The organism is Campylobacter sp. RM9328, from assembly GCF_012978615.1.
This window is the reverse complement of sequence record NZ_LIWF01000009.1, coordinates 1-23,977: the sequence shown is the minus strand read 5'-3', so window position 1 is coordinate 23,977 and position 23,977 is coordinate 1. Positions and strand designations below refer to the sequence as shown.

At 39.8% G+C, this 23,977-nt stretch carries 29 protein-coding genes, 1 tRNA gene and 1 pseudogene; 13 read left to right on the top strand and 18 right to left on the bottom strand.

Annotation, left to right across the window (positions count from 1 at the left end; translation table 11 throughout):
- Window positions 1–92 precede the first annotated feature (92 nt).
- Window positions 93–1,397, top strand: coding sequence for a phage portal protein family protein (locus tag CCAL9328_RS07070; RefSeq protein WP_170000337.1), 1,305 nt, complete (start codon window positions 93–95; stop codon window positions 1,395–1,397).
- Entirely contained in the window at window positions 1,394–2,629 is a 1,236-nt protein-coding gene (locus tag CCAL9328_RS07065) for a phage head morphogenesis protein (RefSeq protein WP_170000336.1), read from the top strand. Before CCAL9328_RS07070 ends, CCAL9328_RS07065 begins: the two co-directional genes overlap by 4 nt.
- Here the strand turns inward: CCAL9328_RS07065 and CCAL9328_RS07060 are convergent.
- A tRNA-Leu gene (locus CCAL9328_RS07060) sits at window positions 2,627–2,713 on the bottom strand. The two genes, CCAL9328_RS07065 and CCAL9328_RS07060, sit on opposite strands and share 3 nt — an antisense overlap.
- A 180-nt stretch (window positions 2,714–2,893) precedes the next feature.
- On the opposite strand from CCAL9328_RS07060, the gene CCAL9328_RS07055 reads away from it, so the two are divergent.
- Window positions 2,894–3,436 (top strand): phage virion morphogenesis protein, encoded by a 543-nt coding sequence (locus tag CCAL9328_RS07055; RefSeq protein WP_170000335.1) that lies wholly within the window; start codon window positions 2,894–2,896, stop codon window positions 3,434–3,436.
- Here the strand turns inward: CCAL9328_RS07055 and CCAL9328_RS11060 are convergent.
- The 14 genes and pseudogenes from CCAL9328_RS11060 to CCAL9328_RS06990 form a co-directional block, all read right to left on the bottom strand.
- Window positions 3,437–3,706: pseudogene (locus CCAL9328_RS11060) on the bottom strand (thermonuclease family protein); the annotation flags it as partial.
- 12 nt (window positions 3,707–3,718) lie between these two features.
- Window positions 3,719–3,889, bottom strand: coding sequence for a thermonuclease family protein (locus CCAL9328_RS11055; RefSeq protein WP_249318087.1), 171 nt, complete (start codon window positions 3,887–3,889; stop codon window positions 3,719–3,721).
- A gap of 102 nt (window positions 3,890–3,991) precedes the next feature.
- Entirely contained in the window at window positions 3,992–4,903 is a 912-nt protein-coding gene (locus CCAL9328_RS07045; RefSeq protein WP_170000334.1) for an AAA family ATPase, read from the bottom strand.
- Window positions 4,896–5,081: an NrdR family transcriptional regulator gene (locus CCAL9328_RS07040; protein ID WP_170000333.1), complete on the bottom strand. Its 186-nt coding sequence runs from the start codon at window positions 5,079–5,081 to the stop codon at window positions 4,896–4,898. Before CCAL9328_RS07040 ends, CCAL9328_RS07045 begins: the two co-directional genes overlap by 8 nt.
- Window positions 5,082–5,588, bottom strand: coding sequence for a hypothetical protein (locus tag CCAL9328_RS07035; RefSeq protein WP_170000332.1), 507 nt, complete (start codon window positions 5,586–5,588; stop codon window positions 5,082–5,084). It lies immediately after the preceding gene.
- The gene (locus CCAL9328_RS07030; RefSeq protein WP_170000331.1) at window positions 5,585–6,217 is read right to left on the bottom strand and encodes a hypothetical protein; all 633 of its coding nucleotides are present in this window, start codon (window positions 6,215–6,217) and stop codon (window positions 5,585–5,587) included. Before CCAL9328_RS07030 ends, CCAL9328_RS07035 begins: the two co-directional genes overlap by 4 nt.
- A 2-nt stretch (window positions 6,218–6,219) precedes the next feature.
- A complete protein-coding gene (locus CCAL9328_RS07025) occupies window positions 6,220–6,618 on the bottom strand; it encodes a YopX family protein (RefSeq protein ID WP_170000330.1) in 399 nt (132 codons plus the stop codon).
- Window positions 6,619–6,683: 65 nt separating this feature from the next.
- Window positions 6,684–6,881, bottom strand: coding sequence for a hypothetical protein (locus tag CCAL9328_RS07020; RefSeq protein WP_170000329.1), 198 nt, complete (start codon window positions 6,879–6,881; stop codon window positions 6,684–6,686).
- Between the two features lie 11 nt (window positions 6,882–6,892).
- A complete protein-coding gene (locus CCAL9328_RS07015; protein ID WP_170000328.1) occupies window positions 6,893–7,510 on the bottom strand; it encodes a DUF3164 family protein in 618 nt (205 codons plus the stop codon).
- Between the two features lie 117 nt (window positions 7,511–7,627).
- Window positions 7,628–7,969, bottom strand: a complete 342-nt coding sequence (locus CCAL9328_RS07010) for a DUF7768 domain-containing protein (RefSeq protein ID WP_170000327.1) — start codon at window positions 7,967–7,969, stop codon at window positions 7,628–7,630.
- A gap of 65 nt (window positions 7,970–8,034) precedes the next feature.
- Window positions 8,035–8,361: a hypothetical protein gene (locus CCAL9328_RS07005; protein ID WP_170000326.1), complete on the bottom strand. Its 327-nt coding sequence runs from the start codon at window positions 8,359–8,361 to the stop codon at window positions 8,035–8,037.
- Entirely contained in the window at window positions 8,358–9,233 is an 876-nt protein-coding gene (locus CCAL9328_RS07000; protein ID WP_170000325.1) for an AAA family ATPase, read from the bottom strand. Before CCAL9328_RS07000 ends, CCAL9328_RS07005 begins: the two co-directional genes overlap by 4 nt.
- 115 nt (window positions 9,234–9,348) lie before the next feature.
- A complete protein-coding gene (locus tag CCAL9328_RS06995; RefSeq protein ID WP_170000324.1) occupies window positions 9,349–11,235 on the bottom strand; it encodes a helix-turn-helix domain-containing protein in 1,887 nt (628 codons plus the stop codon).
- A gap of 3 nt (window positions 11,236–11,238) precedes the next feature.
- Window positions 11,239–11,451, bottom strand: coding sequence for a hypothetical protein (locus tag CCAL9328_RS06990; RefSeq protein WP_170000323.1), 213 nt, complete (start codon window positions 11,449–11,451; stop codon window positions 11,239–11,241).
- A gap of 100 nt (window positions 11,452–11,551) precedes the next feature.
- Between CCAL9328_RS06990 and CCAL9328_RS06985 the strand changes: the two genes are divergently transcribed.
- Window positions 11,552–11,728, top strand: a complete 177-nt coding sequence (locus CCAL9328_RS06985) for a hypothetical protein (protein ID WP_170000322.1) — start codon at window positions 11,552–11,554, stop codon at window positions 11,726–11,728.
- A 267-nt stretch (window positions 11,729–11,995) separates the two neighbouring features.
- A complete protein-coding gene (locus CCAL9328_RS06980; protein WP_170000321.1) occupies window positions 11,996–12,706 on the top strand; it encodes an XRE family transcriptional regulator in 711 nt (236 codons plus the stop codon).
- A gap of 205 nt (window positions 12,707–12,911) precedes the next feature.
- Here CCAL9328_RS06980 and CCAL9328_RS06975 read toward each other — a convergent pair whose 3' ends face one another.
- Both CCAL9328_RS06975 and CCAL9328_RS06970 read right to left on the bottom strand, forming a co-directional pair.
- A complete protein-coding gene (locus tag CCAL9328_RS06975) occupies window positions 12,912–14,072 on the bottom strand; it encodes an FAD-dependent oxidoreductase (protein ID WP_249318083.1) in 1,161 nt (386 codons plus the stop codon).
- Window positions 14,073–14,095: 23 nt separating this feature from the next.
- A complete protein-coding gene (locus CCAL9328_RS06970; protein WP_170000320.1) occupies window positions 14,096–15,520 on the bottom strand; it encodes a metalloid reductase RarA in 1,425 nt (474 codons plus the stop codon).
- 190 nt (window positions 15,521–15,710) lie between these two features.
- Here CCAL9328_RS06970 and CCAL9328_RS06965 point away from each other — a divergent pair, with 190 nt between their 5' ends.
- Both CCAL9328_RS06965 and CCAL9328_RS06960 read left to right on the top strand, forming a co-directional pair.
- Window positions 15,711–16,382 carry a response regulator transcription factor gene (locus CCAL9328_RS06965; RefSeq protein ID WP_249318078.1) on the top strand — a complete coding sequence of 224 codons (672 nt, stop codon included), beginning with the start codon at window positions 15,711–15,713 and terminating at the stop codon, window positions 16,380–16,382.
- Window positions 16,375–17,667: an ArsS family sensor histidine kinase gene (locus CCAL9328_RS06960; protein WP_170000319.1), complete on the top strand. Its 1,293-nt coding sequence runs from the start codon at window positions 16,375–16,377 to the stop codon at window positions 17,665–17,667. Before CCAL9328_RS06965 ends, CCAL9328_RS06960 begins: the two co-directional genes overlap by 8 nt.
- A 220-nt stretch (window positions 17,668–17,887) precedes the next feature.
- Here CCAL9328_RS06960 and CCAL9328_RS06955 read toward each other — a convergent pair whose 3' ends face one another.
- The gene (locus tag CCAL9328_RS06955; RefSeq protein ID WP_169938918.1) at window positions 17,888–18,613 is read right to left on the bottom strand and encodes an XRE family transcriptional regulator; all 726 of its coding nucleotides are present in this window, start codon (window positions 18,611–18,613) and stop codon (window positions 17,888–17,890) included.
- A gap of 100 nt (window positions 18,614–18,713) precedes the next feature.
- On the opposite strand from CCAL9328_RS06955, the gene CCAL9328_RS06950 reads away from it, so the two are divergent.
- From CCAL9328_RS06950 to CCAL9328_RS06925, 6 genes are all read left to right on the top strand, one after another.
- On the top strand, window positions 18,714–18,896 hold the full coding sequence (locus CCAL9328_RS06950; RefSeq protein ID WP_169938917.1) for a hypothetical protein: 183 nt from the start codon (window positions 18,714–18,716) through the stop codon (window positions 18,894–18,896).
- Entirely contained in the window at window positions 18,897–21,572 is a 2,676-nt protein-coding gene (locus tag CCAL9328_RS06945) for a TnsB C-terminal domain-containing protein (RefSeq protein WP_170000318.1), read from the top strand. It abuts the gene before it with no gap.
- Between the two features lie 100 nt (window positions 21,573–21,672).
- Window positions 21,673–22,557, top strand: coding sequence for an AAA family ATPase (locus CCAL9328_RS06940; RefSeq protein ID WP_170000317.1), 885 nt, complete (start codon window positions 21,673–21,675; stop codon window positions 22,555–22,557).
- Window positions 22,558–22,746 carry a sigma factor-like helix-turn-helix DNA-binding protein gene (locus tag CCAL9328_RS06935; RefSeq protein ID WP_170000099.1) on the top strand — a complete coding sequence of 63 codons (189 nt, stop codon included), beginning with the start codon at window positions 22,558–22,560 and terminating at the stop codon, window positions 22,744–22,746.
- 218 nt (window positions 22,747–22,964) lie between these two features.
- Window positions 22,965–23,285, top strand: a complete 321-nt coding sequence (locus tag CCAL9328_RS06930; protein ID WP_169938897.1) for a YfdP family phage-associated protein — start codon at window positions 22,965–22,967, stop codon at window positions 23,283–23,285.
- A 10-nt stretch (window positions 23,286–23,295) separates the two neighbouring features.
- Window positions 23,296–23,977, top strand: a 682-nt coding sequence (locus tag CCAL9328_RS06925; RefSeq protein WP_170000316.1) for a DUF2303 family protein, incomplete at its 3' end; no start/stop codon positions are given.

Here is a 23,977-nt window from a genome sequence, read left to right as displayed (position 1 = left end):
GATTTTAAAGACACAAGGTATATCTTTTATCGTTCTTGCTTGTAAAAGCTCTTAAAACGCCTTATTTTAAAACTAGACAAAAAGGACTAAAGATGGATAAAAATTTAAAAAGCTTTTTGGATCTGCTAAAGCCAAAGGGAGACTACACAAAAACGGATATTCAAAACTACGTAGAGCTATCAGCCGGCAAGATAAGAGCTGCGCTGCTAACTAAAAATCAGCAAGAGCTATTCCCAATCTTTAATTTAATAGAAGACAAAGATAGCTCCGTAGGCGCAGAGATAGAAAAACGCACAAGCTCTATCATTAACAAATTCTTTACGCATGAGTTAGGCAGCAAAGAGGATGAGAATATAGAGGAGATTATTAAAGCAAGCGTTGAAGCTAGAATTTTTGGTATCAGCCTGCTTGAGCTTTACGTAAAGGACGACTTTAGCATAGGTATATCAAAAGTTGATCGCGACTTTATCCGTATTCAAGGCAATAAGCCGTTTTTAAAAATTAAGGACAAGGATTATGAAGCCAAAGAACCGCGCTTTATGTCAATAACGGCGAAACCCGTGCTTATTAAGCTGCTTTGGCTAGTCTATGCCAAACACTTTGTGCTCAGTCACTATCTTAAATTTACCGAGTTTTTAGGGGTACCGCCGCTAATTGCCAACAGCTCAAGCGGAGATGAAAAGATTATCGAGCTTATGGCGCAGGCTCTTTCAAACATTAAAAGCGGCTCATACGCCGTCGTAGGACCGCAAGACGTAGTAAAGGTTTTAGAGGGTAGAGGAAATCAAGCCGATTTTATGGAGTTTGTGCGCTACTGCGACGCAGAGATCTCTAAAGTCATAAACGGCTCGGTTTTAAGCTCGAACATAAGCGCTACGGGCAGCTTTGCAATGAGCCAAACGCATGAGCTAAACAGAAAAGACATTTTAGCCGGAGACGTTAAATTTGCGGTGCGAAACGCGGCTAAAATTTATGCGAAATTTGGCAAAACCCCAAACCTAAACATTCAGATTGAAAAAGACGACGATCTACTTAAGCGCGCTCAAGTACTACAAATCCTAGATCCGCTTGGATATTCAATGAGTGCGGAAGATCTAGCTAAAGAGTTTGACCTGCCGTTGCCTACGCAAAGCGGCAACGCTAACTTAAGGCTTTCAAAAAATGCAAAAACAAAGTCTTTATTCTTAGACGAGATAGACAAGGCCGCATTTAACGCAAACACCAAAAAACAAGAGGACGAGATTAAAGGCTACATAGAAGAGCTTTTAATAAATGCCGAGAGCTTTGAGGAAGTTTATGAAAATATCTTGCAAAAATATCCGAACATAAATCTTGAGGCTATTGAAGATATGCTTGAGACAATGATCGCAAACGCACACATAAAAGGAATGCTTTGAAATTTGATTTTTTTGCCGAACCTGCTGCGGTTATAGAGTATCTTAAGGCAAAGCGCCCCGAAATTCACTTTGACTATGACGAGATTATGCACGCTACTCATCACAGTGTTTTTACGGTCGCAAAGATAACTAGGCTCGATCTATTAGCCGACATTCAATCAAGTTTAGTCGATGCGGCAAACAAGGGGAAAGGCTTTAAAGAGTGGAAAAATGAGCTACTGCCTACGCTTGCAAAAAAAGGTTGGCTAGGCGATGTTAGCGTAACGGATCCGCGCACGGGTAAAACAAAGCAAATTTACGTAGGTTCTCGCAGGTTAAAAAACATCTATAATACCAACATGCGAGTAGCTTATAGCACGGCTCGTTATAATTCGCAGATAAATAGCGATGCGGAGTTTTTCAGGTATGTTGCAGTTATAGACGGTCGCACTAGGGCTAGTCACCGCGCGCTGCATGGAGTGATCTTGCCAAAGGCGGATAAATTTTGGGATACTCACTATCCGCCTAATGCGTGGAATTGCCGCTGTCAAGTTAGAGCTTACACCAAGCGCGAGCTGGATGAAAACGGCTGGAGCGTATCGGGTAACGTGCCAAATGTCCCGCCGCACCCCGACTGGACTTATAACGTCGGTAAAACGGATAATCTTGAAAACGTCTTTGCGCAAAAGATAGATAAACTTCCGCAAACTGCGTTTAAAGAGCGGTTAGAGGATGAGCTAAAAACCCTTAAAGACGATGCGGATATTTATACGTGGAAGCAAGGACTAAACGCCATAATAGAAGACGTAATCGTAAAAGATAACGTAAAAACTCCTATAAATATGGTTCAAGTAGGCTTTTTAAGCGAAGCTATCGCCAAGATCGCAAGTAAAATTTTAGACAAAGATATTCAAAGCGGAGGGATAATATTAACCAAAAAAGAGCTAACTCACGCAAGTCCAAAGCGTAAAGATGCCTACGCTCACGCCCTACGCGTTGAAGAGATGAAGCAGATTGTCGATGTATTGCAAGATGAGAGCAAGGCGTATGTGGATTTACGAAAGAAAAAAGAAAATATCCTTTTTGTTTTTGAAGACGAAAATGATAGGGAAAGAATAAATTTAATACCTATTGAGATAAGCAAAATACATAAGAAATTTAAGCAAAGCAACTATGTTATAACTTTAGATAAATTTTTTAAACAAGAATTTACAACTTTGATAAAAAATGGTGAGATTAAAAATATTAAGTAGGGCGGTGGGATTTGAACCCACGATAACCGCCGTTATTCCATCTAGTGGCGACGTCCGGCTACACTCTCTACCGCCATCTGCCCTACATACTAAAAAGGCGTGGGTGGGATTTGAACCCACAACATCGACGGCTTTCGCCCTCTGTGGTTACTCTCCCTTTTATAAGGGTTCACATCTTCACGCCGATAAAACAAAGTAGTAAGTAAATGGGATTTCAGCCTATTTACTTACCTCATATCGTAATTATACCATAAAGGAACTAATATGTCTATTGAGATCAAGGGTCTAGAGCAGATACAAGCCAAACTAAAAACACTTGAGGGCTCACTTTCGGGCGCACAGATAAAAGTAAAACTAAACACCGTAGGCGGCATGATACTAAATAGCATTGAAAAGAGTTTTGATGACGAACGCAGTCCGTTTGGCGAGCGTTGGAAGCCTATTAGTGCAAATACGGCGTTCGCGTATGTAGGCGGCCGCAAAAAGGCTTACACGAAAAACGGCAAAACTCAGCGTGCGGGATTTTTGGCTAAATTTGGAGCCAAGGGCAGTAAACGCATACTTTGGCAAAGCGGAAATTTAGCTACGCGCTGGATAGTCAAATCAGATAGCTCTAGCGTAACCGTATCAAACAACAGCTCAAACAAGGGCTTTGCCTACGGACTAACTCATCAGTTTGGATCAAGCAAGCTAAATATCCCGGCTAGGGCGTTTTTGCCTATTGATAGCGGTGGAAATTTGGAAAAGAAACTGACTAAACGGATAAACGATTATCTGAGTGATGAGATTATAAAAACTTTAAAATAACTATCTCTTTTTTCTAAAATCCCACGGCTTAATAGGGTTTTCATCAAGCCATAGCCCTTTATGATTTTTCTTTGCATAGATCTCTTCATTGGTATATTTGTGAGAATATTTTACAAATGCCCACGCGTAGCCGTCTGATACCATTTTTGCATTTATATCTAGCTCTTCTAAAAATACTACGCCTAAAATTCTTTGATATTTATCTAGGCTGTTATATTCAACTTTTACTTCCTTGCCGGCTATTAAGCCGCTAAGATAGTTTTTCGCCCTATTGCCGTAGGCTTATTTTTTTTCAGGAGCATCTATGCCAAACAACCTTATTTTGTGCCGTCTTTTTGAGCTATCAAGGATGTGGATAGTATCTCCATCGATTATTTTTACAACCTTACCAAAAAGAGTATCGGCGTTTAAATTTAGTAAAAAAACAAGTGCGACAAGTAGTATTTTATTCATATTCGTATTATAGCATTACGTATATAGTGCGAACACTTAAAGCCTGTTATAAGCCCTGTATTTAGGCACTTTACTTTACGTGTTCGCAAATTTGGTTATTTTTTATAAGAGCTTATAGTTTATATTCTTGCCGCTACCGGCAAATTTATCCCAATACACTCCGCAAAAGCGATCTAATACTGCCTGCACGCCGCGATCACCTTTTGATTTTTCAAGAGCTTTGTAGATTTTGTTTTGGTTAAGTTCGCCGCTAAGAAGCGCGGACTTTATCTGTTCTATTAATGCCGCCTCTTTTTCGTCTATCTTTATATTCTCAGGGACGGCGTGATTTAGCTTGCAACCTTTTAATTCTATATTAAACGCACTCTCTTTAACGTCTAAACGCTGTTTATACGGACTTAATACAAAGTTTAGTTCACCCGCTTTGCTTGGCTGCGCGCCTACCTCCCACACTTCATCTACGCTGTTTATTAGGCTTGAGCTACCGCGTAAATTTGTGCCGCCCTTAGTCGCATGAGCTATTATTATAACCGTTCCTCCGGCACGACGGATCTTCTTACAAAACGTTATGAGCTTGTAAATTTTTATCTCGTCGTATATGCCGTCACCCAAGAAAAACGAGAGACTATCCAAGATAAACAGCGCCTTTTCATAGCCGTTTGCAGCACCTTCCTCTATCAGTTCAAGCGTCTTTTGCATCTGCGTTTTACTATCATCCATGAAATCGGCGTTTATATACGTTATACGTCCTTGCAGCTCTTTTATGATCTCGTCATATCCTCTATCTTTGATGAGATCTATGCCGTTATCGGCATCTATATAGACGCTATCGACCCCTAAATTCGAGAGATATTTGGCGATTGCAAAGCACAGCCAAGTCTTGCCTAGGCCGCTTTTGCCCCAAACGATATTTATACTCTTTTCAAGCAAAAAGCCGTCTATTAACGTCTCTCGCTCATCAAGCGCACAAATTTTATCTATGCTTACGGCACCCAAAAAATCAAACCTACTCACCTTTTACTTCCTTTAAAATTTCTTTTACATATTCATTTATTTTTTTATCTACTTTAATCATTTCTATCGTCACAAAGGTAGCTCCGCAACTAGGACATCTTCGCCATCTTTCGTTGCTAGTGCTTTTTATCGTAGTGATTACTCTCGTTTTTTCAAAGGCGCATTTTGGACAGATCATTTATTCTCTTTCCCTCTTAAATTTAACTATTTTTTCTAAGCCCGTGATGATTTTGGTCGCATCGTCCATTGTAATTTTTTCAAGCTGCAATAGTCTGATAAATATCTGTCTTGTTTGCTTCATTGCAAATTTAAGCAGCGCTATCTCATCCATACTAAGCGCGTTTGCTAGCTCTAGCATGCGTAAATATTGATTTGGGCTGATCTTTTTATCGGCTTGTTCTTTTTTGTCTTTTTTGCTACGCCTTGGCTTGTCTATTTGCTTATTGCTTATCAAATTTCTTCCGGCATAATCTGGCTTAAAATTTACTCCGTCTTTTGCATTGCCCAGTAAAATATCAAGCACAAGCTTTAGCTCGCCTATGCTAAGCTCGGCGCAGCTTGCTACTTTAAAACGCAAATTTAGCCATTCATTCCATACCTCATAAGACTTCATTTGTAGATATACGGAGTTTGTATGTATGCGAGTTAAAAGCTGCTTTCTGTATATCTCTTGAGCACGGGTCATTTGCCTATCCTTTTTATAGTCTTTTCGATTAGTTTTAGCGATTTATCGCTTATTGTGATTTCTTGCTGTTTTGGTGCGCTAAGTGCGCTCATTCTTTCTCTAGCGATACTCCTCTCATAATCCTCGCGGCTTATTCTTTTTACGTCGCCGATCTTGTGCTGATTAGCAAAAAGCCAGCTATAAATTTGAGAGGTTTCGGAGCTATCGAGCCTTTTAAATACGCCGTTTTCGTTTATAGAGGCGCTATTTCTTAGGTTGCCTTCGTCATCGACCGTTATCACTACGTAAGGCAAATACCCGCTGCCGTCTTCGCAGCTGCAAAGCGCCTCGCCGCGGTAAGCCTCCCTACAAAAGCTTATCATTTCCTCAAGCCCTCGAAAAAAGCTACCGCCGACATACTTTACTCGCTCAAATGCTATCCTTTGCCAAGCGATAGAGGCTTTATGCACGGCTAGCTCCGTGCTTACGAAATTTGCACGAAAATTATCGACGAATATCGCAAAATTTATAAGCTCGTCATCGGGTATAAAATGCAGTTTTCTATCAAATTTTATAATCTTTGCTTGAGGTAAAAAGCCTTTGCTATCACCAAACAAATCAGCGATAAGCTTTGCGCGTTTTGAGGTCATATTTACTCCAAAAGATCGGGGGTCGCATAGATGTTTCCTATTACCACCCAGTCGCCTATGGTATCTAGGTTAAAAAATAGGACATCGCTTTTTACAATACTTACGATAAATTTGCCTTCGCTAAATTTTATAATGCCTATCTCGCCGTTTTTAATCATGCATTCGTCTATCGAGTATGGCAAAGACGGTTCAAATTTAACTATATGTCCGCTATAAATTTCATTGCCGTTATGATCGCTCATGCCAGTATATTGCATGATCTTACAAAACTCCATACAGACTACTTGAGTTTTACCTTTTTTGTATTCGATAGTTACGTTTTTCTTGATGAAATCAATCGCCAAGACATCATGAATTTTGCCTGACGGCTCGTAAAATACTTTAAATTTAATATCTTGCATTTTAGTCCTTTGTAAACTCTTTAATCAATGTTTAAAAGATGAATAAACACTGATTAAAGGGCTTGTTAGCCCTTTACGTATGCTTTTAGTTTTGCTCTACGCACAAATCTAGGCAAGAGCTTGCCGCTTTTGTCTTTTAAACCTTTAAATTTATACCAAACACCGCTATACTGACTATCTTTTGCTTGATTGCCGCCAAAGCCGTCAAAGTCGTTCTGGGTAGCCGCTAATCCAAGCAAACTAGCTATAAGTGCATTTTTCATCATTTGCCTCCTTAAATCGCCGCAAAATCAAGTGTTATAAGATCGCATTTGCTCTCTAAACTATCTTTCGTCTTAAAACGTATGTAGCTTTTTGTGCCTACGATCTCGGTTGCCTCATCTATCATGCCCATAGCCTCTTTCCACTTTGGATCTTGTATCGGATATTGCTTGAGGCTTAGTATTTGTTTGGCATCTACTTTGCCGTTTTTGACATCAAATGCTCTAGTTATAAGCGTGCGGATCTCTGGGTCTGCGCTCTCGGTTTTTGCATCAAGATATTCATCGATCTTCTCTTTTGCTAAAACAAGCTTTTTATCAAAGCTAATCTGCTTTGAGATAGCTATTTGAACCTCATTTGTGCCGTTAAAATTTCTTAGCGTTACGTTGCCAAGCCTTGAATTTTCAAGCCTATCTATTCCGTATTCGGCTTTTAGCATATCCATAAAGCTTTCGCACTCGCCATAAGCATACTTTTTGAACTCCCTCATCGCCGCTTGTAGCTCGTTTGCCTTTGTAATAAGCTTTTCAACCAGCTCATCTTCTAGGCTTTTATCTATCGGCACCATTTGCGGGTGGACGAAATTTCCCTCTTTGTTTTGCCAAAAACCTTTTTCATCAAGCTTTGCCATATTTTTCCCTTTCTACATTAAATTTCTTGATATATCCCATTTTTAAGACATACCCGTATTTCAAACAGACCGCTAAGTTGTTTTTATTTTTCTTAACGATCCGCACAGTCATCTTGCCTACTCAAACAAACTGAATTTAAGCTCGGTCAGTCCGTATTCTTTCGCCCACTCACGCTCCGTAGCCATACCTTTGCTGGTTTTACTAAATTTGCACTCATGGTAATAGTAATAACTGCAAACCCTAAGTAGCTCTTCGCAGTTTTTCATCACGACTTCTCTCTCAAGCTCGCTATGAGTATCCATCCATACTAATACGGGACTTATAGGCTCATATCCGTTTTTACGCACGATCGCACAAGCTTCAAGCGCTATCTGTCTTGCATAATAGTTTCTGTCTCTATCTTTACACTCTATGCTTGCGTATGGAGTGCTGACAAAGACCAGTCTTGCCGTTCTCATATCTTTCCTTTCCTTTAAGATTTAACTTTATCGGAGGCTAAATTTAGCCCCCTGTAAAATCAAATTTATGCGCTTAAAATATCAACCAATCTCATAGTCTCACGCTCGTAAATTCCCTCTCCGATGAGCCTGAAAAATTGATCCGAGTAGTAAGCCTTTTGACCCTTTATCATTCTTGCTTTAAACCTAGCCAATTCTCGCTCTCCCGCTTTATCAAAAGCGTGCTTTACATCCCCGCGCTTACCGCGTCTGATGCCGCATAGTTCTCCCTTTGCGCTTATTCCGATTTCCCAGCCTTTTTCTTTCATATCTTCGATAACCATCATTTCCGCTATCCCCTTTGCCTGTGTTTTACCCGCTTCGTTTAGAAACTGCACTTCGTTTGTTTTCATAATAGCTCCTTTAATTTGCTTTTGTCTCCGCCGTAAATTTCGATTAAGTCATCAAGCAAATACTTTACTTCACGCAAATTTCTACACTTTTTCCATACCGCAACCGCCTCTTTTTCGTCCAAATCTATACCCGCTCTTTCAAACAGCATCGCTACTTCATTCTCGCCAAAAGCGCTTAACGCACGAGACGGACGAATTCTGCTCTCTACTTGCTCGTGGCTGCGTGCGATTTGCAAATCAAGCCTCTCGGTTCCTACCAAGATAATCGCCGCGCCGCTTACGTCTTGGATGTGGCGGATCTGCTCTAGGCTCTTTTCGCTCATAAAATTAGCTTCATCGATGATTAGCACCTTTTTTGTATGACTTAGATGCTCTTTTATCGCTCTCATTAGTGCTTGCTGGGTTTTTAGAGTGCTTTTTGCGCCTAAGCTAGCGCACATCTCTTCAAGTAGCTCTTTTTTACTCATACCGTCGTATGCCGTTACTAAAACGCATTGAGGGATTGCGGGCAAAAGAGCACGCACGGCGGTAGTTTTACCCGTACCGCTTTTTGCGGTAATCTTCATCAGCGCTCCTTGCTTTATCGCTTTTATTACGCTTGCGATGATATTTATAGTGTTGTTAAACGGGATTATCCCCGCACTCTCGCAGATCTCATCATACTTTGAGCCGACCTTTAAATTTAACGAGCCGAAAAACGATCTTACTTTATCCTCTATCTCGCTCTTTCTCTCGTCGCTTAGCTTATATTCGCCCCAGCCGTTAATAGCAAGAGTAACGTATGTATGATTTTTCTCACCGATTAAAGCAGCTAACTTTCGGTAGCTGCCGCCGCTTTTTTGATACGTTTCAAACTGTTTCTTTAAATCCATCTTTTATCCTTTTTGCGCTGTTCGCACCTAAAATAACAAGTTTGCGAACACCCGTATAACTTTTAAAGCCCTAAAATAGGGGCATAAAAGATAGGTGTTCGCAAATTTCTTATTTTTATCCGTTTAAAACTTTCAGTGCGTCTTCAAGATCGGGTAGATACACGCTATTAGCTATCGGCGCTTCTATCTCGATCTTGGTCTTAACAACATTTTTATCTTTTTTTATCACTTCGGCTTTGCCTTTTTGCGCCTCTTTTAGCTTAGCCTCCGCCACGCCTTTGTAATAGGCGTCTTTTTCGTTTTGCAAGCTTCTTATGTATGCCTTTGTCGGATTTATCACGCGGCGCGCATACTCTTTGCGTGCAGCCTTGACCTCTTCGGCGCTAAATTTAGCCACCTCGCTATTTATCACGTCACATAGATACTCACCGTCTTTATATGCGTGCCATACGCTTGCATCGTCTATGTTTTGGATTAGTTCGCACACATCGCCCATCTTTGCATGGCGATATATCTCAAGGCTCACGAATTTAAGCCCGTCTATGCTAAAGCCCTCGGCTTGCAAGCGTCTTTCATAAGATTTACCAAACACTCTTTCGTCAAACTCCCATGCGCCTGCCTGGGATGTCTCGCGTCTGAATTTCTCGCACCATTCATCAACCATCATCTGCATAGCCTCACGACTGATTAGATTTTTGATATTCGTCTTTACTCCGCTTAGTCTTGCGCTCTTGTCCTCGGCTTGAGCCTCGCGCGCGCTTCTTTGACCTACGTTATGTCCTATAAAGCCCGGTAAAGACTCAAAGAAATCCTGAACTATCTTATGACTTCTTTCAATCTTTCCCTTTCCGCGCCCGTCAAATTTAGCGGCCTTCGCGTATATCACTCCAAGCCTTTTAAGCACCCCTTGAAAATGCTCTCCTACGTAATCCTTGCCGTTATCGCCCTTGATATATCCCGGTCTTCCCATCGCACGAAACGCCTTTTTAAGCAGCCTTACGTTTGCGTATGAATTTGGACTATCGCATAGCTCATAAACCCTGCGTCCGCTACCTACGTCTACGATACCCACCGCCGTGTAGCGTTTAGGCTCGCCCGCTTCATCTAAGCACATGAAATCAAACGGCGTAGCGTCTATCTGCCACTCCTCGTTTACGCCTAAATAATCGCGTTTTATGCTAATATTGGTATCAAGCGTGTCTCTACCGCCTCGCAAAAAGGCTCTTACTTCGTAATCTTGAGTTGAAATAAGTGCCGCATGACGTAAAAACGTAGCCCTGCTTATGTCGGCTTTTAGATCATACATATCAAACGCCAGTCCGTTAGCTAGAGCGTATCTGCGGCAGTATTCCATCCACCAGCTAGTCATTTGCGCCGTGCCTACCGTTAGGATCGCTTGCTTTATAAGCTCTATATCCGCTCTTACCTTTGCGCCTCGTCCGTCCTCTAAAGCTTTTGCGCCTTTTTGGTTAAATTCTTTTCTCCATCGATACACGCTTTTTTCGTTTACGCCGTAAAATTTAGCCGCCGCCTTTACGCCATGCTGCGCCGCATAAGCTAGTATTTGGGCTTTATCTACGCACTCATTGCTTTTATCAGAGTTATTATCACCGCGGTTATGCATATGATCGCTAGGGCTTGCGTGCTTATCTTGATCTTCACGCTGCATAGAACCATTATCAGCAGCGCCGCTATTAAAGCGCACATCAGCCCTGCCTAAATTTTGGGATAACGTAGCGTATCTATCGCTACTACCGCACACATTAGCGCTATTATCATAAGCTCCATTTTTTACTCCTTTTTCGTCTATTATTTGATCTTCTATCCAAATTTGAAGGACTTTGCCGCCGCGACCTATGCCGTCAGTGTAGGTAAAGTGGCATTTATGACACCCTAATGAGCAAAAATTTTTTCCAGCCTTATTTGCACGTTGAGTAGCTTTTTTGAGCTTCTCATATTCTACACCCAAAATTTCTGCCGCAACCTTAGAATTTACCCACATTAACTAGCCTTTTTGCTCTCTTAGTCCCTTTGGAAGCTGCTTTATGATCCCTTCCTTTTTAAGCGCCTCAAATACCGCCTTTGTCTTGCCGTTGCTGCGCTTTGAGCCGTTGAGCGCGCCTTTTACCACGTAAAACGTAGTGGTATAATCAAGCCCGTGCTTATCCGCCCACCACTTGATATTTATGCAGTTATTTTTAAAATACTCCGCTATCACGGTTACTCCTTTGCTAAATTTTATTATTAAGCGGATATTTGTAAGCCCTTTGGTATCATTAATTTAGCGACCAAGCCAAATTAATCCAAAGGACTTGCAAATGACCAAAGAAGAGATCCAACTAGAGCTTACCAAGCTAATACTATCCACCAAAAAGCCGCAAATATCGGGCGACGCCCAAGATGCCGTAAAGCCTATAGTAGAAATCTATAAAAGAGTAGGAGAGCTGCTAAGCTCACCTGAGACTAAAGATTGTAATAAGCCTTCAAAAGCTTAATTATTCTCGCTTGGTCGCCGCCGTACTCATTACTCTTTGCATATTCGTCTATTATTTTAATTATAGCCTTTATGGCATCAAGTATATCCTCTTTGCGCGTATTGTCCATAGTATATCCTTTCATCTGGTTTTATCCGCTTAACAATAAAATTTAAAAGAACTCTGTTTTTTAATTTTAATTAAACTTTTAAAGTTATAATTTCAAAATTAAAATTAAAAGAATTATAGCACATTTATGACACCTTGTCAAGATAAAAAGGAACTTCTATGCCACTTTCTGAAAATATTAGGGCTTTTCGGGCTAATAAGGATTGGACGCAAGCTGATTTAGCAAAATTTTCGGGCGTTTCTATTGAAACTATAAAGCGATATGAAAATGGAAAAACAAACCCGACAACAGATAATCTATCTAAAATTGCGGAAGCTCTTGGTGTTAAAGTTAAAAATTTATATGACGACTTGTCCCTTAGTGTCCCTAAGTCGTCCATTAGTCCAGAAAAATCCGAAAAATTACAAAAATTGCGAACACTTCTTGACGAGCAAGAAAACAGACTTATAAATTTGCGTTTTTTTACTGACGTAACCGCTGCTGCTGGATACGGCGCGAATAATGACGATGATGACTTTGAAACTATAAGCATTACAGCCAAATTTCTAACCAAGATTTTAGGCATAAAGCCGCGCCAATACGATATTATCAAAGTATTTGGCGATAGCATGGAGCCATTTTTAAAAGACGGCGATATGGTGCTTGTTTTACCTACTCACGAAGCTAGTAACGGCGAAATTGTCATCGCAAATATTAATGGCGATTTATATGTTAAAAAGCTACTGCGTGATCCGATAAATAGGGAAGTTAAGCTGACTTCGATGAATGAGCTTTACAAAGATATTGTGATGAGCGGCGATGAGCTGGAAATGCTAAAAATCGTAGGTGTCGTAAAAAAAGTGATACCATCGGGAGTGCTCGCGCTCTAATCCCATTCTAACGGCTCTCTAACCACCTATTGACACTTGTCTAACCATTGTCGCCAAAATGTATGATGAGTGTATGAAATTTTAAACCTGCGAACACTTTTGTCAATCTCATTGAAATGAGAAAATTTATAACTCAAATCACGACACTATCGCAATTCTCTTATCTTTTTTCTTGTCTATATAAATTCTCATTTCATACACAAATTTACACAAAGCCTCCTGGCTGACGAGAGAGTGGCTGAGTGACTTGCTGTCCGCTAAGATCTTCATTTGTAAAGCGCTCTCCCTTTGCATTTGTCAGCAAAAACGCATCAACGCCAAGTGGTCCACCAAGAGTGTGCGCAACTGGCGCATGCGGTCCATCTTCTAGTTTCGCGCCTATCCATGAGCCAAGCCTATGTCCGTCCCCTGTATTTGTAGGGTTATTTTTATAGTCTAGGTTTGGAAATGGACAGAAGAAATTTGCCACCCAAGGCACAAATGTTTTTGCCATCTCAGGGTTATTCATATAATCGCCAGTAGCTAAAATCACCGACTTAGCATTTATCTTGATATAAGAGCCATCAGCCATATCTTGCGCGATAGCTCCTTGCATTTTGCCAGTAGTTTTATCACGAAGTAGCTTTTGCGCGCGAGTTTTAAAGATATACTTTGTACCTTGCTCCATAGACTTTTTATACACTAGCTCCATCATCGGCTCTTGGTTAGGTAAAAATGTCATAACAGTTGGATAGCTTGGGCTATTTTCCTCGTTTGGATCATATGTAGCAGGAAGCGGATAGTGCATGAGCATCAAATTTATCTTGCTTCTATCAAGCTGTGTATCAGTCTCCATCATAAAATGCACCCCAGGCGCAAGGTCTATCATCCAGTCAAAGTCTTCACCACTGTGATCAGCCCAGTAGTTCCACACACGCTGATCGGCGCGGTATCCCATCTGTTTTAAGTGCTCATTTATAGCTGCGTGCTTGTCATATGTGATACCAAGCTCTCTTTGAAATTTATTCCCAAGAGTGCCGTACTGACCACTTCTAACCTGAAAGCGACCAGCTTTTTCTATAACGATGACCTTTGCGCCTTTTTCACTAGCAGCGCGTGCAGCATGAAGTCCGGAAACACCAGCGCCAATGATAAGCACATCTGTATCAAGTGTCTTTTTTATCTGTGCATCTGAAATTTGTGGCTCAATACCTAGCCACTTTGGTACCTCTGGTGCTTTTGCAGCCTCCTTTTCTAGGTGGATAAGGTGATTGTTTGGGTTTTCACAGCCTGTTAGCAGTGCAGATCCAGCTGCGACTGAGCCAAGTGTGAGCGCTCCACTACGCTTTAAAAACGAGCGGCGTGATAGTTCATTTTCTTCTACCATTTTATACTCCTTGTTTATAAAATTTATTTCAATATATCAAAGTCATAAGACGCTCTTAGCCAAAACTCCTCATCTGTCGTTTTGCCGTTACTGCTACCGTTGGTGTATTTTAGTTTTCTATCCATAGTTTCATAGATAGCAGATATCTTTAGACCTTTTACTGCAGGAACATTGTAAGTAAGTTGCATATCCCAGCCCTCTACATCTATCCTAGTGCCTGGTGCTTGACCGTGTAAGCCACCTGAGCGGACGTTACTACCGTTGCGTTGCTCGCCATACCAGTAGTCAGCATCTACTCTTAGACCGTCAACTCCTACATTGCTAAGATCATAACCCACACTAAGTTTATGTAAATTCATACCTGCAAAAGACATAAATAAAAACGGACCATAAATAGGAGTAGCCGTAAATGCACCGCAGTCGTTACCTATGCCTTGAAGTGCCATTTGGTTTTTACTAACAGTTGAGTACGCATATCTAAAATCAAAACCATAGGCGTTATAAAGTCCGACCATACCTGTGTAATAATCGCCGTTAAAGTCAAAATTTTCTTTTAAAGTGCCGTTTGTTCTTGAGCCTTTATACATAAAGTCTATGCCAACTACAGCATTTTCAAAAAGTGCGGGTGTTTTGTAACCAGCGTGTGCAAAGTAGAAATTTATATCACCCTTTGAGTTAGCCGCGTCATCATACTCAAGACCCGATACATTAGCATAAGCAGCTGTGAGCGAAACACCAGAAAGCCCGCTATATGTCACAAATGAGTTAAAGATGTTATCAAATTTAAAACCGTAAGGCCCAAGTCCGCCGATGATAACTCTATCTTTAAATCTTGGCGCGCCATCATCACCTCCTGTTACAGCGTTTGATCTACCTGCAAATTTCCAAAAGTCAGCCACACCGATAACAGTATCAATGCTATCAAGCTTTATCCTAGCGCTCACACCCTCAAACGCCTCTTTATATCCCACATCTGTATTTGTAGCAACAAGTGGTGGCACTAGTCCGGTGTATTTTGAGTTGTAGTATTGACGACCGATTTTAAGGTCGATGTAGTCATGCTCATATCCTAAGTAAGCCTCTGAAAGTGCTACACCTTCACTATTCCAGTCATATGCGTAAAAATCTTTTGCAGCATTTGATGGAGCAAAATTTACTAATCCCTGAGTCGTAAGACCAAGTCTAAAGCCATAGTAAGAGCCGGTTAAAAATCTAAGCTCAGCACCGATACCGCCGATGTGTTGGCGATTTGGATTTGTACTGCTAGCAGGCGGAAAGTACTCGGTTTTATCCATATCATAGTATGAAAATACTGTAGCACTTATCGTACTTGCCTGTAGAGCTTGCTCTAAGCTATCACTAGCATAAGCACTAGATGTCATAGCCATAAGTGCAGCCAAACTAAAGGCAAACTCGCGCTTACCCATTGTTAAAACAGATGTCTTCATTGTAAACCCCTTTAATTTTTGAACACCCCTTAGTAAGAGAGTCTTGGACCCAGCTTGTTTTGTAATGCCCATTTTTAATTTGTAAACGAAATCATAACACGCAGGCTTACTAAAAACGGTAAGATTTTGGTAACATTACCTAAAAAATAATTTTTAGTTTTAATTTTTAAAATTTGATATAATCACCACCATGATAGAAATTTTACTTATAGAAGATGACTTTGATTTGGCTGAGCTTTTAAAATATGCGTTAGCAAAAAGCGAGATTGATGTAACTATAGCTACAAATCCGCTTGAAGGACTTAAAATTTTAAACGAAAAAAATACCTTTGATGCACTGGTGCTTGATTTAGGCTTACCAGATATGGATGGTCTTGAAGTTTGCAAAAAAGTTAGATATGGTTATCCAGCACTACCAATAGTCATACCATCGGCTCGCACCGAGACACTAGATAAGATAAAGGGCTTTGAGCTTGGAGCCGATGACTATATGGCAAAACCGTATGACCCTATAGAACTTGTCTTTAGGATAAGATCCATACTGCGCCGAGGGATACAGATTACTAGCGACTCCAAAACTTTTTGCGTAGATAAACAAAGACGTATCGTCATAAAAAACAAAGAGGAAATAGCACTAACAAAAGCAGAATTTGATATTTTTATCTACTTTTATGAAAAAGAGGGAATGGTCATACCAAGAGAGGATATTTTGATAAATTTAGGTCAGTCAAAATTTCAAAGCGGACTTAAAAGCATCGATGTAGCTATAGGGCGACTGCGTCAAAAGATAGGAGATAACTCTAAAAATCCACGATATATCCACCCCGTGCGCGGTATAGGGTACAAATTTATCAATGCGTAGTATATCTATAGTAAAGCTAATAACTTTTTTCTTTTTTATCGCTCTTATCATAGTAAACTCAGCATTTTATATCGAATCAAACAGGCAGATAAGAGACGCAGAGTACTTTACTTATCAGCGCTTTATGCTAGGTATGCGTATACGCGGACAAGAAGACAGTGGTGCTACCGAGCAGTTAAAGCAAATAGGGCTTAAAAACAGCGAGTATGACCCAAATGAGATCAGGCAAAACGGTGAGAAAATTTTTAGTGACTCATATGCCGATATGATAAGATATAACAAAAAGCTCTATTTTGTGCCTAGATTTTTTTCTGTAGATGCCAAAATGCTACCACGTATTATGATAGCAGCAGGGCTTGATCCGCTAAAAAACGACATCACAACACACGAAGTGCCTTTAGAAAATTTAGAAGAGATGTCTACACGCAGAATTTGGATACTTTGGTTTATAGTAAATATCGTTATGATAACTTTTTTTATAGCTGTTTTAAGAAAGCTACTAAAGCTTAGAAATTTAAAAAACATGATAAGAGAGGCAGGAGAAAAAGATAAATTCAGACTAATAAAAATAGAAGCAAATGATGAGATAGATCAAATCGCTAGCGAGTTTAATACTACAATGCAAAAAATAAATGCGATAAAGGAAGCAAGAGCGCTATTTTTACGCAACATCTTGCATGAGTTTCGCAACCCGATAATGAAGGGGCGGATCATGGCGGACGTGATAGCGGAACTACTACAAGATGATAAATTTAAAAATAGACTAAAGCAGATATTTACACGACTTGAGATAATACTAGGCGAAGTCGTCAAGGTAGAAAAACTAGTATCTAATGAATGGGGGCTTAAGAAGAACAGACACCGAGTTATGGACATCATCGACCACTCAGTAGACCTACTTTTACTAAAGGATACTAGTCGCATAGAGGTACGAGCAGAGAGCGAAGTAAGCGTAGTGGAGGTTGATTTTGAACTTTATGCAACCGGAGTTAAAAATTTAATCGACAACGCTTTAAAATACTCTAATGACAAAGTCATCGTAAGCATAGATAAAAACAAGCTCTGCATAAGTAGCGTGGGGGACAAACTAGAAGAGCAAAGACTTGACTTTGAAAGGGCATTTAACAGAAAGGTTGAGACATCAAACTCAGGGCTTGGTCTTGGACTTTATATAGCAAATCAAATTTTTAAAAAACACGGGCATGTCTTAAAATACAAACACGAAGATGGTAAAAATAATTTTATGATTTGTTTTATTAATGCGAGTCAAAACATCAAAAGCTGATTTAGACATTTTAAAATTTGATCTCAGCGTCGTTTGTTTTTGTAAAGTTTTGTAAGAAATCAAAGTGAGAAAAATTTAGCGATGAGTGCCTAAATATAGGGCTTAGAAGCTATTTTATTCAAAATCAAAGTGGCGAAATTTTATTTTACATTACTTTACAAATACTTTACACTTTTTTACACCACTTTTTACAACCTTTTAAAAGCCGTTTAAATGGGCTTTATATCACACACCTTAGCACTTTACCGACTATATATACCTCGGTTTGGTCATCGGGTCCTATCTCATAGCTTTTGTAGTCCTTGTTCGTGCTGATTATGGAAAGCGTGCCGTCAGGGGCTTTTTGCAACAGCTTAACCATAAAATTACCGCAGTAATTTACGATATATAGTCCGTCTCCGCTAAATTTAGACGTAACGTCGGCTATAACCCAGCTATCGGGAAACAGCATCGGAGCCATAGAGTAGCCGTCTACGCGCATACAGCGCACGTGATCTATGTTTTTAGGGCGGACTTTAAATAACATTTTTGAAAACGGCACAAACACGTCGGTATCGTATATCTCAATACCATCTATATCCACGCTTTCGCCAGCTCCTACGCTTGAGCTTAGTTGCCTTATGTAAATTTGATCGCTTTCAATCTGCTCTATCTGTAACTTTTTAAGATTAGAGGGATTGACGACAGAATTTTTATCATTTGACGACATATTAACGACATGTTTGTCATTAATTTTGACGACATATTGACGACTATCGCTTTCGTAAAAATAAGACATATCTATCTTGAAAAAATTAGCTATATTTTTTAGCAGGGTTGGTTTTGGTTCAGTTTCGCCATATTCATAACTTTGTAGCGTGCCATAAGCTATTTTAAATTGTTTAGCAAAGTCTTTCTGGCTCAACCCATTAGCTTGTCTGAGTTCCCTTATTTTATCTCCAACCATATTTTTACCTATTTATTTATGTTTATATCTTGACAATACATAGAAAATTATGTATAATTTCGACATTAATACCAAAATTATATCAAAGGAAGCTTAAACAATGATAGATTTAATCGGCAACGTAAAGAGCGGCGGCGTAGCGGAGCAAATCCAAACAAAAACCAATAAAACTCTCAAGAGATTTTGCCGCGAAAACAATCTAAGCTACAGCAGTATCCTAAACGGATATTTTTCTAAAAAAGCCAAAAAGACTTTTAGAAACATAGGTATCAAGGTAGCCTAAATGTGGGTAAATTCTAAAGAGGTTGCCGAAATTTTGGGCGTAAATTTAAGAAAGTTACAAAGATGTGTAGCTAAAGCTCAAAAAAACGGTCAAAAAATTTTAACTATTGATACACAGAAAACTATGTATAGATATTTATTTGGACGAGGCGGAGCTTCGGGGAAAATCCTTCAAATCTGGATCGCCGACGAGATAGTAGTCGCACATAACGCAAATTTATCCGATAAAGAGGGCTCCCGGGGAGAGATAGAAGAGTTTAGAAGTGAAATTTCACCTGCCGACATAACAAGCAGTGCCATAACAACTCGTGTCGGCAGCTTAAATTTCACCACAAAGGAAGAAAATGCAGGTAGTAGCAATAGAGAGGACGCAAGCAAGAGGGCTGGCGGAGATGATGCAAAAAGAGACGGGATTGGATCAGGCGGAAGTAGCGAGACAATCAAAATTCCTGCATTTTGCGACGAGTATGGCGAAAATGGGCTTTGCGGTCAAGATGACGGATCACGGAATTTACGGACGCAAAATAAAGGCTGTATAAATGGATGCACTATTTATAATCTGCATGACAATCATAGCATTAGCGGTGATATATTCATAGAAGTAACTAAACAAGGAGGCATAGATGAGAATAAAAATAGTAGCAAGAGAGATGAAGTGTATGGCGTGTGTAAAAACGAGCAAGCACGAATACATGCAAGACAATGCGATGAGTGCGACACAAGCCTTTGTGAATGCTCTAGCTATGGCGTGGGATATGAACGAGGAGAGAGTAGCCAAAGAGCTAATATTTCAAGCCAAATTCATACTAGCCAGAGAAAAGAACAAGCGCAGAGCGAAGAAAAAAACGACAAAACTTTAGCACAAAAAGCAAAAACTAGCGAAGCGGTAGATGAAAGACTGCCGCTTATCGCTACATGTTCTGATAAAAAGAGAAAAGCCGCCTTTGAAAAATACGAGGTGGTAAAAGAGTGGGAAAAGGCAAAAGGTAAAATAAGTGTAGCTGTTTTTATAGACTACATCAACACAAAAAAGGTGTGTTCTATAAAGGTAACCGCAAATAAGCTATTTGACTGGCAACGCAAATATAAGCGCGGCGGACTTGACGCGTTAGTAGATGAGAGAACGAATAATAAAACGCTAAGCTTAGAAATTTTAGGCTTAAAAGAATACGCCATAAAGCTAATACACGCGCAACAAGGCAGGATAAATATCACAAATATATACAACTTACTTAATTATGAAGCTATTAAAAGCGGTAAATTTAGTCTTGAAGCGTTTAACGGCAAAAAAGATGAGATCGTAAGTTATGAAATAGTCCATCGCTTTGTAAATAACTACTTAAAAGACAATAAACTACTCAAAAATATCATACTTTACGGCGAGGACGGAGCGGTCGGCAGACACCTTCCCGCTCTTGGACGTAGCAACTGGGCGACAGATAGCATAAATCAGATAGTTGAAATAGACGCTAGCCCGCTTGATCTAATATGCAATGCCTCCGACATCTGCGATATGATAGGTTTTAAGGCCGTAAATAACATCTTCAAAGACAAAGAGGAGTTTGAAACATACGTAAAAGAGTGGCAAAAACGCTACACGATAATAGCGCTAATCGATACCTATTCGGGCGTGGCGACATTTCATATAACAGACACCGAAAACTCCGTCGGCATAGCAAGAGCGGTGGCTAAATATATCCTAAGATACGGCAAACCGCAAGTAATCAAAGGCGATAACGGCAAGGCGTTTAAAAGCGAATATATAAATAGCGTGATGAATGCGCTTGAGATTGAATACAGAGCCGTTAGGGCTTATAGCGGTTGGTTAAAGCCCTATGTCGAGAGAAATTTTAGAACACTTCAACATAACTTTACCGCAAATTTAGCCGGCTTTATCGGTCATAACATCACGCAAAGACAAGCCATTGAGTTTTTCTACTCCAAAAAGGAAAGACGGCTTAAAAAGGGCTATAAAACCAATTTAAGAGAGCTTAAAAATCTAAGCGAAATGCAAGAGCTTATGGATATGTATGCCGAGAAATTTTTAAATACTCGCTATTTAGAGAGGCTTGAGATGAGCGTATGCGAAGCTTATAACGCAAAAGCGGACGAAGCCGTGGCAATGGATGCGATAAGTCTAAGCGCAAGGCTTGGCAAAAGAGAGCTAAAGAGCGTAAATAAAAAGGGTGTTAGCGTGGGCGGCATCTGGTATCAAAACATCACAATGCACGGATATAACAATGTCTATGCAAATTTAAACATAAACAACCAAAGCGAGTGCTTTTTGTGGGACGCTAAAGGCGAATTTATAGACGTAGCCGTTGCCTTTGACGATAAGAACGGAACAAGCGTAGAAGTCGCGAAAGCATCCCAAAAGCTATTTAATAAACGCCTAAAAGAAACTAAAGAGACTAAAACGCTAGCTACAAACGAAGTAAGAAATAAATTTATAGATTTTGTAGAAAAAGTAGAGATAAACGGCGCCGTAACTCCTACCGTAAAAGCGGTAAATAAGGAAGCCCAAAGAATAGACGCCGACTTAAAAATAGCAAGAGCCGCAAAAAGCGACGCGAAAGTAACCGCTTTGCAGATAGAAAACGCAAAGAGTAAGGCAAAAGAGACTAGAAGAATGAGTGTGTTTGAAGAGATGGCGTTAGCGAAAAAAAAGATGGCGTAAAGGTCTTTTAAAGACGTTAAAAAACGTTTTTAAAAGGCTTTTAAACGGGTGTTTAATTTTTAAACGCTCATATAAAGGGCTAAATTTTAAAGGATGAACGATGGTAAATACTATCCAGAGGTTGGAAGCATTTTTAAAGGATACGGGCATAAGCGCTAACGTCTTATCTAGGTCGCTTGAAAGAGTAAGCTCGGCTACGTTATCGCAGTTTCGTGCGGGAAAGTATAAGGGCGACAATAAAGATGTGGCGGATAAGATAAATCGCTACATAGACGGATATTACGAAAAGAAGATAAAAAGAGAGCAAAGCCCACTAAATGAGATGAAAAGCGAGATAGTGGAGACAAACGACTTTACTATGGGAAGTTATGTTATAGACGAAACTGTAGATGAGTGTGAGTTGGGTCTTATATACGGACTACCGGGCACCGGCAAGACGACTATACTAAGCGAGTATGCAAAAAACCATCCAAATGCAGTGCTGATAAAAACAAATCGCTTTTATAAGGCTAAGACTTTGCTAGATAAGATATGCACCGAGCTAGGTATAGAAAGCGTAGGAGATAATGCCACTAAGCTTGATAAGATCGTGAAGTTTTTAAAGCAAAGCGACAGAATTTTACTTATCGATGAGGCGGAAAATCTACCTATACAAGCACTTGACGGACTTAGGGCTATATGGATGGATAGCGGAAAGCCGATGGTGCTTTGCGGAACTGAGCTACTTAAAGATAAGCTAGTGGGAAGTGGCGGCGAACTTAAGAGATTTTATAACAGAATATGCAACGTGCATGTGATGAAGGGGCTTAGCGATAGCGAAAGCTTGGAGATATACGGCACTAACCTAATATACAAATACTGCGAAAACGACTTTAGAGCCTCTTCAAAACTATACAAAAAGGCTTATAAGGCGGCGAAATTTAAAAATAAAGAGATAGATAGCGAGATTATAGAAGATGCACTAACAATGGTGGTAATAAAATAGATGACATACGCCCAAATAGCCGTTATTTTAGGACTTAGCACAGAAAGAGTAAGGCAGATAGAAAAACGAGCTATCGCCAAACTAGCTCATCCTAAAAACAAAAAGCTATGGGAGAGCGTAAGAGAAGCCTTGGGTGAGATCGAAAAAGAGAGAGCTAAACGATATAACAGCGAGGAGATTACAAGATGATACGAGGGTTAAACGGATTTTATTCACGCAAATTTTATGAGCTTGATGGTGAATTTATCTGTATAAAAGGCTCTAAGAAAGCCGTTGATACGATAAAAATTTAAGTGTTTAATAAGCCGCTTATGGGCGGTTTAATTAAGTGCTTAATGACGTCAAAAACACTTAAAAAGAGTGGCGGTGGGATTAAAAATCCCTAAAAACAAAAAAAAGGATAAAAAATGACACAAACAGTAGTAAATAGCGACATAGATGTCTTAATAGATGCCTTAAGAAGCTTAGGTGGTGGAGCTTTTTTAAGCGAAACCTCAAAAAATCTAAAACAAGCAATAAATTCAGTTGTTCAGACCCAAAAGTCAGCAAATGTAACTCTAAAACTAATCATAAAGCCAGACCAGCACGAAAGTGGTCAAATAGTAGTGTTTGGCTCAAACAGTGTAAGCCTACCAAAAGAGCCTGTAAAAACTAGATTTTACGTTAGTAAAGAGATGCTACCTAGCAGAAATGCACCGGATCAGTTGGTATTTGACTTCAAAAAGTAAAGGATAAAAAATGCAAAGAGAAAACGAATATGTAGTGCCAAGCGTGGTAATGAGTAATGAGCAAAGAGCTGTGATAGTCCATAAAGACTATATGCTAGCTGATGGCTTACTAAAAGAGCCACTTAGAAACAGATACTTGATAGATGCTCTTGATGTGGATAGTTTTATAGGGCTTGTAAATGAGTATAAAGAGCCAAATTCAAAGCTATTTTTTGATGATAAAAGCATAAAGTGCATAGTGGACTTTAACACCAAAGACAAGGCGGAGTTTTGCGAAAAACGTATAGGGTTAAACCTAGTTTATACGCCTTTTTATAGGAGTTTTAACGAGCATTTAGAAAGAAATTTATCACAAAGAGAGTTTATCTTTTTGCTTAAGTCGCTATTTATGTATATCACAAAAATAGACGGCAAACCAAACGACAATATGGACGTGATAGAGCTAGCACAGAGCTTACAAGCTGTCAAAAAATTTGACAGCATACAAAAGAATACTAGCTCAAAAATAAGCCTAGATGTAGAGATAAAATCAGGTGCGAAAGAGAACTTGACTCTACCAAACAAAATCACATTTAAGCTGCCTATTTATGAGGCGGATGTTAGCCTTATGGGTGAATTTGAAGTGGAGCTATTTGTAGATATAAAAAACGATAGTGAGTTTAGCATAAAGCTTGTGTGTTATACGGCAGAAA